General features: G+C 66.6%; 15 protein-coding genes and 1 pseudogene. 11 read left to right on the forward strand and 5 right to left on the reverse strand.

Annotated elements, in window-relative coordinates:
* The first annotated feature begins 4 nt into the window (after positions 1-4).
* The gene (locus LRS53_RS18845; RefSeq protein ID WP_231356932.1) at positions 5-472 is read left to right on the forward strand and encodes a chemotaxis protein CheW; all 468 of its coding nucleotides are present in this window, start codon (positions 5-7) and stop codon (positions 470-472) included.
* Here the strand turns inward: LRS53_RS18845 and LRS53_RS18850 are convergent.
* From LRS53_RS18850 to LRS53_RS18860, 3 genes are all read right to left on the reverse strand, one after another.
* Complete coding sequence (locus LRS53_RS18850; protein WP_231356933.1) at positions 469-1,128, reverse strand: HAD-IA family hydrolase; 660 nt, start codon at positions 1,126-1,128, stop codon at positions 469-471. The two genes, LRS53_RS18845 and LRS53_RS18850, sit on opposite strands and share 4 nt — an antisense overlap.
* Before the next feature lie 65 nt (positions 1,129-1,193).
* Complete coding sequence (locus LRS53_RS18855) at positions 1,194-1,922, reverse strand: 16S rRNA (uracil(1498)-N(3))-methyltransferase (protein ID WP_017640968.1); 729 nt, start codon at positions 1,920-1,922, stop codon at positions 1,194-1,196.
* Between the two features lie 13 nt (positions 1,923-1,935).
* Positions 1,936-3,336: an adenosylmethionine--8-amino-7-oxononanoate transaminase gene (locus LRS53_RS18860; protein WP_231356934.1), complete on the reverse strand. Its 1,401-nt coding sequence runs from the start codon at positions 3,334-3,336 to the stop codon at positions 1,936-1,938.
* A 173-nt stretch (positions 3,337-3,509) separates the two neighbouring features.
* On the opposite strand from LRS53_RS18860, the gene LRS53_RS18865 reads away from it, so the two are divergent.
* The 7 genes from LRS53_RS18865 (at position 3,510) to LRS53_RS18895 (ending at position 13,328) form a co-directional block, all read left to right on the forward strand.
* Positions 3,510-5,087 carry a flavin monoamine oxidase family protein gene (locus tag LRS53_RS18865; RefSeq protein WP_231356935.1) on the forward strand — a complete coding sequence of 526 codons (1,578 nt, stop codon included), beginning with the start codon at positions 3,510-3,512 and terminating at the stop codon, positions 5,085-5,087.
* 173 nt (positions 5,088-5,260) lie between these two features.
* Positions 5,261-5,815 (forward strand): cytochrome b, encoded by a 555-nt coding sequence (locus LRS53_RS18870; RefSeq protein WP_064307485.1) that lies wholly within the window; start codon positions 5,261-5,263, stop codon positions 5,813-5,815.
* Between the two features lie 35 nt (positions 5,816-5,850).
* Positions 5,851-6,429: a YceI family protein gene (locus LRS53_RS18875; protein ID WP_017640964.1), complete on the forward strand. Its 579-nt coding sequence runs from the start codon at positions 5,851-5,853 to the stop codon at positions 6,427-6,429.
* Between the two features lie 345 nt (positions 6,430-6,774).
* Positions 6,775-7,968 (forward strand): efflux RND transporter periplasmic adaptor subunit, encoded by a 1,194-nt coding sequence (locus tag LRS53_RS18880; RefSeq protein WP_160924077.1) that lies wholly within the window; start codon positions 6,775-6,777, stop codon positions 7,966-7,968.
* 12 nt (positions 7,969-7,980) lie between these two features.
* Positions 7,981-11,118, forward strand: a complete 3,138-nt coding sequence (locus tag LRS53_RS18885; protein ID WP_231356936.1) for an efflux RND transporter permease subunit — start codon at positions 7,981-7,983, stop codon at positions 11,116-11,118.
* Between the two features lies 1 nt (position 11,119).
* A complete protein-coding gene (gene adeC / locus LRS53_RS18890) occupies positions 11,120-12,622 on the forward strand; it encodes an AdeC/AdeK/OprM family multidrug efflux complex outer membrane factor (protein ID WP_231356937.1) in 1,503 nt (500 codons plus the stop codon).
* Positions 12,623-12,740: 118 nt separating this feature from the next.
* Positions 12,741-13,328 carry a YajG family lipoprotein gene (locus LRS53_RS18895; protein WP_231356938.1) on the forward strand — a complete coding sequence of 196 codons (588 nt, stop codon included), beginning with the start codon at positions 12,741-12,743 and terminating at the stop codon, positions 13,326-13,328.
* Between the two features lie 60 nt (positions 13,329-13,388).
* Here the strand turns inward: LRS53_RS18895 and LRS53_RS18900 are convergent, their stop codons facing one another.
* A complete protein-coding gene (locus LRS53_RS18900) occupies positions 13,389-14,549 on the reverse strand; it encodes a 1-acyl-sn-glycerol-3-phosphate acyltransferase (protein ID WP_231356939.1) in 1,161 nt (386 codons plus the stop codon).
* A 107-nt stretch (positions 14,550-14,656) separates the two neighbouring features.
* On the opposite strand from LRS53_RS18900, the gene LRS53_RS18905 reads away from it, so the two are divergent.
* The 3 genes from LRS53_RS18905 to LRS53_RS18915 are packed head-to-tail and all read left to right on the forward strand — an operon-like array spanning position 14,657 to position 15,726.
* Complete coding sequence (locus LRS53_RS18905) at positions 14,657-14,839, forward strand: CPXCG motif-containing cysteine-rich protein (protein WP_017639858.1); 183 nt, start codon at positions 14,657-14,659, stop codon at positions 14,837-14,839.
* On the forward strand, positions 14,839-15,099 hold the full coding sequence (locus LRS53_RS18910; protein ID WP_017639857.1) for a putative signal transducing protein: 261 nt from the start codon (positions 14,839-14,841) through the stop codon (positions 15,097-15,099). The genes LRS53_RS18905 and LRS53_RS18910 overlap by 1 nt, the downstream gene beginning before the upstream one ends.
* 9 nt (positions 15,100-15,108) lie before the next feature.
* Positions 15,109-15,726, forward strand: a complete 618-nt coding sequence (locus LRS53_RS18915; RefSeq protein WP_068382902.1) for an SOS response-associated peptidase — start codon at positions 15,109-15,111, stop codon at positions 15,724-15,726.
* Positions 15,727-15,730: 4 nt separating this feature from the next.
* Here LRS53_RS18915 and LRS53_RS24030 read toward each other — a convergent pair.
* A pseudogene (locus LRS53_RS24030) lies at positions 15,731-16,258 on the reverse strand (methyl-accepting chemotaxis protein); the annotation flags it as partial.
* Positions 16,259-16,518 lie beyond the last annotated feature (260 nt).

The following is a 16,518-nucleotide window of genomic DNA, read 5'->3' on the forward strand; positions in this document are numbered from 1 at the left end:
TCCGATGTCGACCGCCGCTCCCGCCGAACACCTGACCGGTCTGCTGCTGACCCTGGCCGATCGCACCCTGCTGCTGCCCAATGCGGCGGTGGCCGAACTGGTGCCCTGCCGCGAGATCCGGCCGCTGCCGGTGCAGCCCGACTGGTGTCTGGGACAGGTCGCCTGGCGCGATCTGCGCCTGCCGCTGATCAGCTTCGAGGCGCTCTCCAGCGGCCATGCCGCGCAATTCGACGGCGATCGCCATGCGCGAGTGGCCATTCTCAATGCCCTGGGTGGGCGTGAGCGGGTCCGGTTCCTGGCCCTGCTGATCCGCAGCATTCCGCGTTCGCTGCGCATCACCCCGGAGCTGGCCGCGGCCAAGGTACCCCTGGCCGCCCTGGAGCTGGGCGCGGTGGCCTACGAAGGCGGCACGGCGCGCATCCCCGATCTGATCGGGGTGGAAGAGCGCCTCGCCGCCGCGGGTGTGTTCTAATCCTGTCGGGTCACGCGCATCGCGCCGTTTTCTTCACGGCTGATGCCGACGCCGCGATAGTCGGCCAGGGTCGGCAACCCCAGGTCCAACGGCTGGCGATGGGTGGCGGTGATGGCCACGGCATCGGCGCCGGCCGCCTTGGCCGCGGCAAAGCCGGCATGGGCATCCTCGAACACCAGGCAATCACCGATCTCCACGCCCAGCTTGCGCGCCCCGGCCAGGAAGCAGTCCGGCGCGGGTTTGCCCTGGGTGACGTCCTCGGCGCAGATCATCACCGGCGGCAGAGCCATGCCCGCGGCGGCCAGGCGGACTTCGGCCAGGCGGCGTGACGCCGAGGTGACCAGGGCCCAGCTGCCGGCCGGCAGGCTGGCGAGAAAGGCCGCGGCCCCGGGGATTTCCTGGATGTCCGCGACATCGGCGATCTCCAGTTCGGTGATGGCGCGGGTCTCGGCTTCGATATCGGCGCCGGCGGGCGCGAAGCGCTTGACCGTCTCCACCGCGCGCACGCCGTGCATCACCGCCAGGACGTCCGCCGGGTCGAGGCCATGGCCGAGGGCCCAGGTGCTCCAGGCGCGTTCGGCGGAGGCCACGCTGGTGAGCAGGGTACCGTCCATGTCGAACAGGAAGGCGGCGTAGGGGCGAGAGGGCAGGGTCATCCAGGGCTCCAAAACTATCCGTGGGGAAAGAGGCGGGCCACCGCGGGGCAGCGGCCCAGGTCAGATCATGGGGTCTGGAAATCACCCCAAAGTTGCTGGGCCACGCTCAGGGCCACCACCGGGGCGGTCTCGGTACGCAGCACCCGCGGCCCAAGGCGGGCCGGCTGGAAACCGACGGCGCGGGCGGCCGTGACTTCGGCCTCGCTGAGGCCGCCTTCGGGACCGATCAGCAGCGCCAGACGGGTAGGGCGGGCATGGCTTTCCAGCGGCTCGGCCACCGGGTGCAAGACCAGCTTGAGGTCGGCATCCAGCCCGGTCTGCCAGTCGGCCAGCAACTGTGGCGGATGGATCAGCGGCACCGTGGATCGCCCGCACTGCTCGCAGGCGCTGATGGCGACCTGACGCCAGTGCTGCAGACGCTTGTCGGCGCGTTCGTCCTTGAGGCGCACCTCGCAGCGTTCGCTGACCAGCGGGGTGATCTCGGCCACCCCCAGTTCGGTGGCCTTCTGGATCGCCCAGTCCATGCGCTCGCCGCGGGACAGGCCCTGGCCGAGGTGGATCCGCAGCGGCGAATCGGGCTGGCCGGGCAGTTCCTCGGTCAGGTCGACGCTGAGGGTTTTCTTGCCCACCGCGGCGACCTGGCCGAGGTACTCCCGGCCGCTGCCGTCGAACAGCTGCACGGCATCCCCTGGTGCCAGGCGCAGCACGCGGCCCAGGTAGTGAGCCTGGGCCTCGGGGAGGTCGAGGCGGCCGAGGGCCAGGGGCAGGTCGAGGTGGCAGCGGGTGAGACGCATGGCGGACTCCAGATCAGCCGGGATCGCGGTGGTTGGGGTGCAGGTCGCTCAGGGCGACACTGACCGAGGTACGGGTGGCGAGGTCGATGCCCTGGGTCGCTACCTCGGCGAGAAAATCGATCTGCTCGGGGGTGATGACATAGGGCGGCAGGAAGTAGACCACGTTGCCCAGCGGCCGTAACAGGGCGCCGCGGGAGAGGGCGTGCTGATAGACCGCAAGGCCGCGTCTTTCCTGCCAGGGGTAGGGCGTGCGGCGGGCCTTGTCGGCGGTCATCTCGATGGCCAGGGCCATGCCGGTCTGGCGCACTTCGCCAACGTGGGGATGATCGACCAGATGGGCCGTGGCCTCGGCCATGCGCCGCGCCAGCGGCCTGTTGGCTTCGATGACGTCGTCCTGTTCGAAGATGTCTAGGGTCGCCAGGGCGGCGGCGCAGGCCAGCGGATTGCCGGTGTAGCTGTGCGAGTGCAGGAAGGCGCGCAGGGTGTGGTAGTCGTCGTAGAAGGCCTGGTAGACGGCGTCGGTGGTCAGGCAGGCGGCCAGCGGCAGGTAGCCGCCGGTGAGGGCCTTGGACAGGCAGAGGAAGTCCGGACGGATGCCAGCCTGTTCGCAGGCGAACATCGTACCGGTGCGGCCGAAGCCCACGGCGATCTCGTCATGGATCAGGTGCACGCCATAGCGGTCGCAGGCCTCGCGCAAGAGGCGCAGATAGACTGGGTGGTACATGCGCATGCCGGTGGCGCCCTGGATCAGCGGCTCGACGATGACCGCGGCGACGCTGGCGTGGTGCTCGGCCAGGGTGCGCTCCATGTGCGCGAACATCTGCCGCGAATGCGCTTCCCAGTCCATGCCCTCGGGGCGCAGGTAGCAGTCCGGGCTCGGCACCTTGAGGGTGTCGAGCAACAGGCCCTGGTAGGTCTCGGTGAACAGCGCCACGTCACCCACCGACATGGCTGCCACCGTCTCGCCGTGGTAGCTGTTGGTCAGGGTGACGAAGCGACGCTTTTCCGGCTGGCCCACGTTGCGCCAGTAGTGATAGCTCATCTTCAGCGCCACCTCGATGCACGAGGAGCCGTTGTCGGCATAGAACACCCGGTCGAGGCCGGCCGGGGTCAGGGCGACCAGGCGCTCGGACAACTCGATCACCGGCTGGTGGCTGAAGCCGGCGAGGATGACGTGCTCCAGCTGGTCGACCTGGGCCTTGATGCGGTCGTTGATGCGCGGATTGGCGTGGCCGAAGACGTTGACCCACCAGGAGCTGACGGCATCCAGGTAGCGGTTGCCGTCGAAGTCCTCCAGCCAGACGCCTTCGCCGCGGCGGATCGGGATCACCGGCAGCTGCTCGTGATCCTTCATCTGGGTGCAGGGGTGCCAGAGCACCTCCAGGTCACGGCGCATCCAGTCGTGATTGGTCATTGGCGTCTCCTGGCGGCGGGCCCGGCGATAAAAAGGGGGCGCAAGCCTAAGCCAGGGCGCGCGACGGGAGCAAGGCGCGGGCCGATTGCCGGTCATGGCGCCGTCTGGTTGCTCCGGGGCCGCTGGCGTATGCTGCGCCACCGCCGTTTCCCGGTCCCAGGAGTCTAGAAAAGATGTCGTCGCGTTGGACAGGTTTTACCGTCTGCTTGGCAGCCGGCGTATTCGCTACCAGCCTGAGCACAGGCGCCGCCGAGAAGGCCCATAAAGAGGCGCACAAGGCGCCGGAAAAGGCCGCCGCGGCGCCCGTCGCGCCCAGTGGTCCCTCGGTGATCGTGGTCGGCGCCGGCATGGCCGGCCTGGCCTCGGCTTATGAACTGCAGCAAGCCGGCTGGAACGTGACCCTGCTGGAAGCCGGCGCGCGCGTCGGCGGTCGCTCCGGCCTCGCCTCCAGCGAGTGGATCGGCGACACCAAGGCCCAGCCGGTGCTCAATCATTATCTGGACACCTTCAAGCTCAAGACCGTGGACGCGCCGTCCTTCGTGCGCACCCCGGGCTATCTGATCGAGGGTCAGTACTATTCCCAGGACGACCTGGCGCAGAAGATGCCGGCCGTGGCCGATGCCTTGAAGCGCGTCGACAAGTCCCTGGACGACCTGGCCGCCGCCATCAGCGATCCGCTGCAGCCGACCGCCACCCCGACCCTGCACGCCCTCGACCAGATCAACGCTGCCACCTGGCTGGACAAGCAGAATCTGCCGCCGGTAGCCCGTCAGCTGATCAACCAGCGCATCCGCGTCCGCTACGACGAGCCCTCGCGGCTGTCGCTGCTCTATCTGGCCCAGCAGACCCGCGTCTATCGCGGCGTCGAGGACAAGGACCTGCGCGCGTCGCGCCTGCCTGGCGGTAGCGAGGTGCTGGCCCAGGCCTTCGTCAAGCAGATCAAGACGATCAAGACCGACAGCAAGGTAGCGAGCATCGTCCAGGACAAGGACGGCGTCGTGGTCAAGGCCGGTGCCACTGGCTACAAGGCCGACTACGTGGTGATGGCAGTGCCGCTGCGCGCCCTCGGCCAGGTGCAGATGACCCCGGCGCTGGACGCCACCCAGCAGGCCGCCATCAAGGGCACCACCTATGGCTGGCGTGACCAGATCCTGCTCAAGTTCAAGACCCCGGTGTGGGACAGCAAGTCGCGCATGAGCGGCGAGATCTACAGCGACCAGGGCCTGGGCATGCTGTGGGTGGAGCCGGACGTGAAGGGCGGCGCCAATGTGCTGGTCAACCTGGCCGGTGACAGCGCGCGCCTGGTGCAGGCCTTTGGCGACAAGCAGATGGTCGACCAGGTGCTGATCCGCTTCCATGCCTTCTATCCCAAGGCGCGCGGCGCCTTCTCCGGCTACGAAGTCCGCCGCTACAGCCGCGATCCGGGCCTGGGCGGCGCCTACCTGGCCTATGGTCCGGGCCAGATCACCCGCTACTGGCGGTTGTGGGAAAAGCCCACCGGCCGGGTGATCTTCGCTGGCGAGCACACCGATCCGCTGCACCCGGGTACCCTGGAAGGCGCCCTCGCCAGCGGTCAGCGCGCCGCCGGCCAGGTCCGCGACCTCAAGGCCGGCAAGGCCGTGGTGCCGGTCGCGGCCAGTGCCAAGACCACCGCCCAGCCGGCTGCTGCGCCCAAGGCCACCGAGGCCGCGCCGGCCAAGGACAGTGGCGAGCACGGCTTCTTCTGGAAGCTGTTCCACTGGTCGTTCTGAGCGTGACCCGAACCCGGACGCTGCCCCTGCGCAGCCTCTGGGCCGGAGCGGACGGGGCGCTCGCGCGTCGTCCGATCCATCGATTCCTTCGATATTGATTCGACACTTTTTCCGCTTTCCATCGATACGTTTGCGGCTAGGCTTAGGCAAAGCTTTTTCAGGAGAGAAAAGCGATGCACTGGCGCAACGACGGCCTTCGCTACGGTCTGGTAAGTCTGGTTCTGCATTGGGTCATGGCCCTGGCGATCGTCGCCATGTTCGCCTCCGGCCTGTGGATGCGCACCCTGGACTACTACGACACCTGGTACCACACCGCCCCCGAATTGCATAAGAGCGCCGGCATCCTCTTGCTGATCGCCCTGGTGCTGCGCCTGCTCTGGCGCCTGGTCAGTCCGCCGCCGCCGGTGGAGGGCAGCCCGCTGGTACGTCGCGCCGCGGGTGCCGGGCACTTCCTGCTCTATGGGCTGATGCTCAGCGTCATGGTGGCCGGCTACCTGATCTCCACCGCCGATGGCGTGGCCATCGATGTCTTCGGCTGGTTCAAGGTCCCGGCGACCCTGAGCGGCCTGCCGGATCAGGCCGATACCGCCGGCAAGATCCACCTCTGGTTCGCCTGGACGCTGATCGTCCTGGCCGGTCTGCACGTGGTGGCCGCGCTCAAGCACCATTTCGTCGACCGCGACGGCACCCTGGTCCGGATGCTCGGCCGGGTCCACACTCCTTCCTGATGTTCGCTTCCCACCACCACATGGAGCTCCATCCAATGCTGAAGAAAACCGTTGCCGCCCTGGCCCTGGGTACCGCTCTGCTGGGCGCTGGCCAGGCCATGGCCGCCGATTACAAGATCGACAAGCAGGGCCAGCACGCCTTCATCCAATTCCGCATCCAGCACCTGGGCTACAGCTGGCTGTACGGCACCTTCAAGGACTTCGATGGCACCTTCAGCTTCGATGCCAAGGATCCGTCCGCCGACAAGGTCAAGGTGACCATCAACACCGACAGCGTCGACACCAACCACGCCGAGCGCGACAAGCACCTGCGCAGCGCCGACTTCCTCAACGTCGCCGCCCATCCCCAGGCCAGCTTCGAATCCACCAAGGTCACCCCCACCGGCGACGGCACTGCCGATGTCACCGGCAACCTGACCCTGAACGGCGTGACCAAGCCGGTCACCATCAAGGCCCACTTCATGGGCGAGGGCAAGGATCCGTGGGGCGGCTACCGCGCCGGCTTCGAGGGCACCACCACCCTCAAGCTCAAGGATTTCAACATCCAGAAGGACCTCGGTCCGAAATCCCAGGAAGTGGAATTCATGCTGTCCTTCGAAGGCGTGCGCCAGTAACGGGACGCCCCCAGGTTGTAACCAAAAATGCCGGATTCGTCCGGCATTTTTGTGGGCGGTCGTTTTTGGTGACGAGGCGGGCGGCAGCGCGATCCCCTGGCAGAACTCGCCTCCGGCCTCATGGTCTGCTACCCAGGTCGGTCGCACCGCCTGGCTTTGTCGCCATCGCCGTGTTCATGAAGCGTCGAAGCATCCGGCGAAATACCCGAGCATGACACTTGGGTTATTTACAAACAGTCGTGAACGTAAGTATATTTGTCTGATAATAATTTCTATGCTCGAGCCGGTGCGGATCCAAAAGGCGCGCTGCGCATGCTCATTTCCCAGCTTTCAAGGACTTTTGATATGCAGATCAAGCCGGCGCATGCCTTTTTCGCCCCCGCCCTGCTGGCCGTAGCCCTGGCCCTGGGCGCCTGCGGCAAGCAGGACAACAAGGACCAGCAGCAACAGCAGCAGAAGCCCGCGGAAGTCGGGGTGGTGACGATGGAACCGCGCACCGTGACCCTGACCGACGAATTGCCCGGGCGCACCGCGGCCTTCCGCATCGCCGAGGTGCGGCCGCAGGTGAGCGGCATCCTGCTCAAGCGCTACTTCACCGAAGGCGCCGACGTGAAGGCCGGCACCCAGCTCTATCAGATCGATCCGCGCACCTACGAAGCCAACGTCAATTCGGCCAAGGCCTCCCTGGCCCAGGCCCAGGCGACCCTGGCCTCCAACCGGCTCAAGGCCCAGCGCTATGGCGCCCTGGTCAAGGAGCAGGCGATCAGCAAGCAGGAAGCCGACGATGCCCTGTCCATGCAGCGGCAGAACGAAGCCCAGGTGGAATCGGCCAGGGCCGCCCTGCGCAACGCCGAGATCAATCTGGCCTACACCAAGGTCGCCGCGCCCATCTCTGGCCGTATCGGGCGTTCGATGATGACCGAAGGCGCCCTGGTCACCGCCGACCAGACCACCGCCCTGACCAGCATCACCCAGCTGGACCCCATCTATGTCGACGTGACCCAGTCCGCCACCGATCTGCTGCGCCTGCGCCGCGAACTGGACAGCGGTCAGCTGCAGCGCGTGCAGGGCGAGAACGCCGCCGAGGTCAAGCTGATGCTGGAAGACGGCAGCGCCTACAGCCGTTCCGGCAAGCTCAAGTTCGCCGAGGTGTCGGTGGACCAGGGCACCGGCTCAGTGACTATCCGTGCCGAATTCCCCAACCCCGACAAACTGCTGCTGCCCGGCATGTTCGTGAGGGCCCAGCTGCAGTCCGGCGTTCGCCAGAATGCCCTGCTGGTGCCGCAACAGGGCGTGACCCGCGACCTCAAGGGCCAGCCCACCGCCATGGTGGTCAACGGCGAAGGCAAGGTCGAGCAGCGGATCCTCAAGACCGAGCGCACCGTGGGCTCCGATTGGCTGGTCACCGATGGCCTCAAGGCCGGTGACAAGGTCATCACCGAAGGTCTGCAAAAGATCAAGCCGGGTGCCACCGTCACCACCAAGCCGGCGAGCAACATCGCCTCCGCCGAGCAGAAGCCGGCGGGTCAGGGTCAGTAAGGGGAGCGCCCGATGTCCAAGTTCTTCATCGACCGGCCCATCTTCGCCTGGGTGATCGCCCTGGTGATCATGCTCGCCGGCATCCTGTCGATCCTCAATCTACCGATCAACCAGTACCCGAACATCGCCGCACCGGCGGTCTCGATCCAGGTGAGCTACCCGGGCGCCTCGGCGCAGACGGTGCAGGACACCGTGGTCCAGGTCATCGAACAGCAGATGAACGGGATCGACAACCTCAGGTACATCTCCTCGGAGTCCAACTCCGACGGCAGCATGACCATCATCGTGACCTTCAACCAGGGTACCAACCCCGACATCGCCCAGGTCCAGGTGCAGAACAAGCTGCAGCTGGCGACGCCGCTGCTGCCGCAGGAAGTTCAGCAGCAGGGCATGCGCGTCGCCAAGTACCAGCGCAATTTCATGATGGTGGTGGGCCTGGTGTCCATGGACGGCTCCCTGACCAAGGAAGACCTGTCCAACTACATCGTCTCCAACATGCGCGACCCCATCGCGCGGACCACGGGGGTTGGCGACTTCCAGGTGTTCGGCGCCCAGTACGCCATGCGCATCTGGCTGGATCCGCAGAAGCTGGTGAAGTATCAGCTGACCCCGGTCGACGTCAGCGCTGCCATCCAGAGCCAGAACGTGCAGATCGCCTCCGGTCAGCTCGGCGGCCTGCCGGCGGTGCCGGGACAGCAGCTCAACGCCACCATCATCGGCAAGACCCGCCTGACCAGCGTCGAGGAATTCGGCAAGATCTTCCTCAAGGTGGACCAGAGCGGCGCCCAGGTGCGCCTGCGCGACGTGGCGCGGGTCGAGCTGGGCGGCGAAAACTACTCCATCGATGCCCAGTTCAATGGCAAGCCGGCCTCCGGCATGGCCCTGCGTCTGGCCACCGGCGCCAATGCCCTGGATACCGCCAAGGCGGTCCGCGCCACCATCGAACGGCTCAAGCCCTTCATGCCTCCGGGCATGGAAGTGGTCTATCCCTATGACACCACCCCGGTGGTGACCGCCTCGATCCACGAGGTGGTCAAGACCCTGGGCGAGGCGATCCTGCTGGTGTTCCTGGTGATGTTCCTGTTCCTGCAGAACTTCCGGGCCACCCTGATTCCCACCATCGCCGTGCCCGTGGTCCTGTTGGGCACCTTCGCAGTGCTGTTGGCCGCCGGTTTCACCATCAATATCCTCACCATGTTCGGCATGGTGTTGGCCATCGGCTTGCTGGTGGACGATGCAATCGTGGTGGTGGAAAACGTCGAGCGGGTAATGGCCGAGGAGGGCCTTTCGCCCAAGGAGGCGACGCGCAAGTCCATGGGCCAGATCCAGGGCGCCCTGGTAGGTATCGCCCTGGTGCTGTCGGCAGTGTTCGTGCCCATGGCCTTCTTTGGCGGCTCCACCGGGGTGATCTATCGCCAGTTCTCCATCACCATCGTCTCCTCCATGGTGCTGTCGGTGCTGGTGGCGCTGATCCTGACCCCGGCGCTGTGCGCCACCATGCTCAAGCCGGTCAAGCAGGGTCATCACGAGAAGCGCGGCTTCTTCGGCTGGTTCAACCGCACCTTCGAGAACGGTCAGCACCGCTACGAGCGCAGCGTGGCCGCGGTGATCCGCCACAAGGTGCCCTTCCTGCTGCTCTATGTGCTGATCGTTGGCGTCATGGTGTTCCTCTTCACCCGCATCCAGTCGTCCTTCCTGCCGGAAGAGGACCAGGGCGTGATCTTCGCCCAGGTCACCACGCCGCCGGGTTCCAGTGCCGAGCGGACGCAGAAGGTGCTCGACACCATGCGCGAGATGATGATGACCAACGACGCAAGCGCGGTCAGCTCGATGTTCACCGTCAACGGCTTCAACTTCGCCGGTCGCGGCCAGAGTTCGGGTCTGGCCTTCATCCAGCTCAAGCCCTGGGAAGAGCGCCCTGATGCCAAGGACGGCGCCAGTGCCGTGGCCGGTCGGGCCATGGGCTACCTGTCGGGCATCAAGGACGCCATCGTCTACGCCATCGTCCCGCCGGCGGTCCTGGAGCTGGGTAACGCCACCGGCTTCGACTTCTATCTGCAGGACCAGGGCGGCATCGGCCACGAGGCGCTCATGGCCGCCCGTAACCAGCTGCTCGGCATGGCCGCGCAGAATTCCAAGCTGATGCAGACCCGTCCCAACGGCCTCAACGACGAGCCGCAATTCAAGCTCATCGTCGATGACGAGAAGGTACGGGCGCTTGGCCTGTCGCAGAGCGATGTGAACCAGACGCTGTCCATCGGCTGGGCCTCCAGCTACGTCAACGACTTCATCGACCGCGGTCGGGTGAAGAAGGTGTACCTGCAGGGCGAAGCCAGCGCGCGGATGAATCCCGAGGACTTCAACAAGTGGTACGTGCGCAACGGCTCGGGCGAGATGGTGCCGGTATCGGCCTTCGCCCGCGGCGAGTGGATCTACGGCTCGCCCAAGCTGGAGCGTTACAACGGCATCTCCTCGCTGGAGATCCTCGGTTCCGCGGCGCCTGGCTACAGCACCGGTGACGCCATGGCCGAGATCGAGCGCATGGCCAAGGACCTGCCACAGGGCGTGGGCATCGCCTGGACCGGGCTGTCCTACGAGGAGCGGCTGTCGGGCTCCCAGGCGCCGGCGCTCTATGCGCTGTCGCTGCTGGTGGTGTTCCTCTGTCTGGCGGCGTTGTACGAGAGCTGGTCGATCCCGATCGCGGTCATCCTGGTGGTGCCGCTGGGGGTGGTGGGGGCCTTGCTGGCCACCTATTTCCGCGGCTTGGCCAACGACGTCTTCTTCCAGGTGGGTCTGTTGACCACCATCGGCCTCGCGGCGAAGAACGCCATCCTGATCGTGGAATTCGCCAAGGAGCTGCACGAAGGCGGCAAGAACATCGTCGACGCGGCGGTGGAAGCCTCGCGTATGCGCCTGCGGCCCATCATCATGACCTCCATGGCCTTCATCCTGGGCGTGGTACCCCTGGCGATCTCCTCGGGTGCCAGCTCCGGCAGCCAGCACGCCGTGGGTACCGGCGTGATCGGCGGCATGCTCACCGCCACGGTACTGGCGATCTTCTGGATTCCCATGTTCTACGTGGTGGTCAGCAGCCTGTTCAAGGACAAGGCCACCAAGGACCAGGAAGCCCATGGCAAGGAAGGACACTGATATGAAGAAGTCTGTCTTGGCGGTGGTCGTGGGCATGCTGGCCGTCTCCGGCTGCAGCCTGATCCCCGATTACCAGCAACCCAATGCGCCGGTGGAGAACGCCTGGCCCCATGGCCAGGCCTACGATGCCCTGACGGTCAATCGTGACCAGCAGGCAGCCGACATCGGCTGGCGCGATTTCTATCGCGACCCGGCCCTGCAGCAGCTGATCCAGCTGTCGCTGGACAACAACCGCGACCTGCGTCAGGCCGCGCTGAACGTGCGCCTCTACCAGGCGCAATACCGCGTGCAGCGCGCCGAGCTGTTTCCCGACATCGGCGTCAGCGGCACCGGGACCCGTACCCGGTCACCCGAGGATCTGAGCCAGGTCTCCGCCATCCGCGAACTGCTCGCCGGCAACGGCGCCGATGGCGCGGGGGGTGGCGGCGGTGGCAGCATCAGCAGCCAGTACAGCGTGACCCTGGGTTTCACCTCCTATGAGTTGGACCTGTTCGGGCGCCTGCGCAGCCTCAGCGAGCAGGCGCTGCTCAACTACTTCGCCACCAGCGAAGGACGCCGCAGCACCCAGATCTCGCTGGTCTCGGAAGTAGCCAACGCCTACTACGCCTGGCTCACCGACCAGCGCATGCTGCAACTGACTCGCGAGACCCTCGCCGCCTACCAGCGCTCCTACGACCTGACCCGCCAGACCGTGGAGAACGGCGTGGCCAGCGGCCTGGACCTGCGCCAGTCGCGCACCGCCCTGGAAGGGGCGCGGGCGAATCTGGCGCAGTACACCCGCCAGGTGGCCCAGGATCGCAATGCCCTGGCCCTGCTGCTGGGTACCTCGATCCCGGCGGAGCTGCCGCAGAGCAAGGGGTTGGACGGTACCGATCTGCTCGCCGACCTGCCGGCCAATCTGCCGTCGGATCTCCTGCAGAAGCGTCCGGACATCCTCCAGTCCGAGTTGCAGCTGCGCGCCGCCAACGCCAACATCGGTGCGGCCCGGGCGGCCTTCTTCCCGCGCATCAGCCTGACCGCCCAGGGCGGTACGGCCAGCCGGGACCTGAACGGCCTGTTCGACGCCGGTTCCGGCTACTGGACCTTCTCGCCGAGCATCAACATCCCGATCTTCACGGCCGGCAGCCTCAAGGCCAGCCTGGATGCGGCCAAGATCCAGAAGGACATCAACGTCGCCACCTACGAGAAGTCGATCCAGACCGCCTTCCGCGAGGTGGCCGATGCCCTGGCGGCAAAGGGCACCTACGACGACCAGCTGCAGGCCCAGCAGGACCTGGTGCAGGCCAGCCAGGAGTACTACGACCTGGCCAACCTGCGCTATCGCCAGGGCATCGACAACTACCTCACGGTACTCGACGCCCAGCGCTCGCTGTACAGCGCCCAGCAGCAGCTGATCACCGACCGGCTCAACCAGCTCAACAGCGAGGTCACCCTGTACAAGGCCCTCGGTGGCGGCTGGCTGGAACGCAGCCAGACCCGGCCGCCGCTGGCGGCCAAGCCGTAACGTCTGGTCTGAACGACGCCGGCCCCGTGCCGGCGTTTCCTTGTTCGGAAGGCCGGTCTATCGACGCCGCTGGGGGGCTGGGTATACTGCCCCCTGTCCCTTTCTTCGGAGTCTCTGCATGCGCTATCGCCTGTTGCTCGGCCTGCTCGCCGCCACTGGTCTGACCCTGGCCGGCTGCGCCAGCAGCCCTCAGCAATTGAGTCCGCAACCCCAGATCACCGCGCCCATCGCGCCGGTCGGCCAGGGCCAGCCGGTCTCGGTCCGGGTGGTCGACGGCCGTTCCTCCTTCACCCTGGGCACCCGCGGCGGTCTCTATCCCGACACCAGCGTGGTGGTGGTGCAGACCCAGGACGTGATTCCCAAGCTGCAGACCGAAGCCGAGAAGGCCGTACGCCAGATGGGCTTCACCCCGTCGCCCAATGCCGGTCCCGGTGCGCCCCAGTTGACTCTGACCCTGGCCGAGCTGAACTACCAGTCGCCCAAGGAGCTGTACGTCACCGCGTCCGACGTCGCCGCGGCCTTCCAGGTCGAGGTGCGCAACAGCCAGCGCGGCTACAAGGGTCGCTATGGCGCCAGTCTCAACCAGCGCTTTGGCATGGCGCCCAACGCCGAGGCCAACACCAAGCTGGTCAGCGATGTGCTGAGCGATGCCCTGACCCGGGTGTTCAAGGATCCGACCGTGGTGCAGGTGCTCAGCGGTCGCTGAAAACCTGACGCCCACAAAAAAGCCCGGCACCGACCGGGCTTTTTCGTGGGTGGCTGGCGACTATTCCAGGCCGGCCAGCACGCGGTACTTGTTCAGCACTGGCTGGGCGTACTGGCGCACCAGTTGTGCCCGGTACTCCGCCGGGCACTCGGCCAGGCGCCTTTCCCATTCGCCGCGGGCGACGGCGATTTCCTCGGCGGGAAACAGGGCGTCCACCGCGGGCACGCTCAGGTCCGCATCGCGACCGTCCCAGGCGGCATAGGCCAGGTAGCTGGCCGGAAACAGCCGGTAGTTGCCGAGGATCTGCCGGTCCATTTCCTGGGCCAGCGCCTTGGCGTCCTCGAATTCGCCGCTCACCGGCTCGCCAAAGGCCACGTGCACTCGGCCCTTGTAGCCGGTGATGCCCAGGGCGATGCTGACGTCGTCCTCGCCCGGCGCCTTGGTATAGCTGCCGGTGGTGGCGCGGATGTGCAGTTCGCGGGCCTTGGCCTGGTCGCAGGGATCGAATTCGTAGCTGATGGACACCGGCACGATGTTGAGCGCCTTGACCAGCTCGGCGAAGGGCTCGTCCTTGCAGCTCATGTGGAACATCTTGAGGATGGCCGAATCGGTGCGGTCGTCGCCGTCCTTGGCCCGGCCCTCGGCCTGGGCGATCCAGATGGACTGGCCGTCCTGGCGGATCGAGTGATTGATGTAGGCGGACAGGTTCTGGTACGCCGCCAGCTTTTCGCGGCGACCGCTGATGGAGCGGTGCACGATGAAGCTCTTGTTCAGCCGCATCAGGTCGCTGACGAAGGGCTTCTGCAGCAGGTTGTCGCCGATGGCGATGCGCGGCGTTGGCAGACCGGCGTGGTAGACGGCATAGTTGACGAAGGCCGGGTCCATCACGATGTCGCGGTGGTTGGCCAGGAACAGATAGGCGCGGCCGCTGCGCAGCTGGTCGATGCCCGAGTAGGTGACGCCGTCCGAGGCCTTCTCGATGGCGCGATCCACATAGGGTTCGAGCTTGTCCTGCAGCGCCGCGACGCTCTGGATACCACTCAGTTCCTGGCGCAGGCGGGTGCGCAGCAGGGGGCGCACTACCCAGCCGAGTCCCTTGGACAGGCGCGGGAACCGGTAGCCGGCAAGGATGCCGATGAAGTGGTCGTCGTCGATCAGGCGGGCCAGAACCCCGGGGACTTCCGCGTCGTTATAGGGTCGAATGGCTTCGAACTCGCCCATGGTGTTCTCTTGTAGAAATTCCGGCGGCCATAGTAGTGGGCGTGGCGCCAGATGCAAGCGTCAGGGGCCGGATGGGCGGCAGGTTGGCGGTCAAGGAGTGCAGGCAGATGCTGGAAAGCCAGGAATACGATTGCCCTTATTGCGGCGAACCGGGCGAGGTGGTGCTCGACCTCAGCGGCGGTGACCAGGACTACTACGAGGACTGTGAAGTCTGCTGCCGACCGATCCGCTTCGGCCTGCACACCGATGGCGAGGACTGGAATCTCGAGGTTCGGCGGGAGGACGACTGATGCGCCGCATCTATGAGCCGGGTTCGCTGCACGAAGGCGAATTGCTCCTGGCGGTGCTGGCCAGCGAGGGCATCAGCGGCTTTCTCGCCGGGCGCCATCTGCTCGGCGGCATCGGCGATCTGCCGGCGGTGGGCCTGCTCGGCCTGCTGGTCGAGGACGAAGAGGCGCAGCGCGCGCAGGCGCTGATCGCCGCGTACAATGCCGCCACGCCCCTGCCGGGAGAGGATCCTTCTCCCGAGCAGGGCATCCTCATTTGTTGAAAGGTTTTCATGTCCGGACGCTACGCCCTGTTCCGCTGGCCCGCTGAATTCGCCGGCTTGCCGGGTTTTCCCGACAAGCATCCCCCGCGCTGGAACATCTCGCCCCACCAGCAGGTGCTGCTGCAGCGGCGGACCGCCGAGGGCGAGCGGGTCGACAGCGGTCGCTGGGGGCTGACGCCGCCCTGGCTCACCGATCTGTCCCGCACCCCCACCCATGCCCGCGCCGAAAGCCTGGCCACCCAGCCGATGTTTCGCGAGCCCTTTCGCCTGCGGCGCTGTCTGCTGCCGGCCAACGGCTTCTACGAATGGCGCGGTGGCCACCGCAAGCGGCCCTACTGGATGCTCAATGGCGAACCCCTGGCCTGGTTCGCCGCGCTCTGGGAGGCCTACCCGGCCGGGGATCAGCTCTGGCTGTCGGTGGCCATGGTCACCCAGGCGGCCGGTCCGCTGCGCCGACCGATCCTGCTCGATGCAGCGGGTCGTGCCCTCTGGCAGGATCCGGACAGCACGCCCGAAGCCCTGCAGGAGTTGTTGGCCGCGGGCGGCATGCCGCTGCGCGAGCGGGTCTTGGCCAACATCGTCAACCGGCCCGAGGTGGACGGGCCGGAGTGTTTGACGCCCTTGTGACCCGCTAGACCTTGAAGCGCGCCGCCAACTGGCGCTGCCGTTCGGCCAGTTCGCTCAGGTGGCTACCGGCGCGGGTGGCCTGATCAGCCTGGTCGTGTACGCCATTGGCCGCCTGGCCGATGTTGACTACGTTGCGATTGATGTCCTCGGCCACCGCGCTCTGCTCCTCGGCGGCGCTGGCGATCTGCAGATTCATTTCGGTGATCTCGCCCACGGCGGTGAGGATGACCTCCAGGGCCCGGCTGGCCGCCTGGGTCTGTTCCACCTGATTGCTGGTCTGGGCATGGCTGTTCTGCATCAGCGCCACGGTCTCCCGGGTGCCGCTCTGCAGGCGCTGGATCATGCTCTGGATCTCGCCGGTGGCGACCTGGGTCTTTTGCGCCAGGGTGCGCACTTCATCGGCCACCACGGCGAAGCCACGGCCCTGCTCGCCGGCCCGGGCCGCCTCGATGGCCGCGTTGAGCGCCAGCAGATTGGTCTGCTCGGCGATGCCGTTGATGGTGGTGAGGATGGAACCGATGTTCTCGCTGTCATCGGCCACCAGGCGTACCTGGGTCACGGCGCGCTCGATTTCCGCGGCGAGGGTGGCGCAGTCGCTGACATTCTGCCGCACCACACGCTGGCCTTCGCTCACGGCGCTATCGGCCTGGGTGGCCGCCTGGGCGGCGCGTCCGGCATTGCTGGCGACATCCTGGGCGGTGGCGGTCATCTCCTGCATGGCGGTGGCCACTTGGTCGATCTCCTGCAGCTGGCGCTGCACGCCATCGCGGGTACGCTGGGCGATGTTGGAGG

The organism is Pseudomonas sp. PLB05 (assembly GCF_021106615.1).
Lineage (GTDB): Bacteria > Pseudomonadota > Gammaproteobacteria > Pseudomonadales > Pseudomonadaceae > Chryseomonas > Chryseomonas benzopyrenica.